A 583-nucleotide genomic window follows, 5' to 3' on the forward strand; every position below is an offset into this window, starting at 1 on the left:
CTCGACGTCGTCTACAACCACACCGCCGAGGGCAACCACATGGGCCCGACGCTCTCGATGCGCGGCATCGACAACGAGGCGTACTACCGCCTCGAGGACGACGACAAGCGTTACTACACCGACTACACCGGCACCGGCAACAGCCTCAACGTCGGAAACCCGCACACGCTGCAGCTCATCATGGACTCGCTGCGCTATTGGGTGCTCGACATGCACGTGGACGGGTTCCGGTTCGACCTGGCATCCACCCTCGCCCGCGAGTTCTACGAGGTCGACCGTCTCGCCGCCTTCTTCGAACTCGTGCAGCAGGATCCGGTGGTCTCGCAGGTCAAGCTCATCGCCGAGCCGTGGGACGTCGGCCCCGGCGGCTACCAGGTCGGCAACTTCCCGCCCCAGTGGACGGAGTGGAACGGCAAGTACCGCGACACGGTCCGTGACTTCTGGCGTGGCGAGCCGCAGGCGCTCGGCGAGTTCGCATCGCGCCTCACGGGCTCGGCCGACCTCTACGAGCACTCGGGTCGTCGGCCCGTGGCATCCATCAACTTCGTGACCGCGCACGACGGCTTCACGCTCCGCGACCTCG

At 66.4% G+C, this 583-nt stretch carries 1 pseudogene; it reads left to right on the top strand.

What is annotated here, in order from left to right:
• Nucleotides 1–583 (top strand): annotated as a pseudogene (locus D8Y23_RS16605) (alpha-amylase family glycosyl hydrolase); the annotation flags it as partial.

Source organism: Microbacterium enclense (assembly GCF_004022425.1).
GTDB classification, from domain to species: Bacteria; Actinomycetota; Actinomycetes; order Actinomycetales; family Microbacteriaceae; genus Microbacterium; species Microbacterium enclense_A.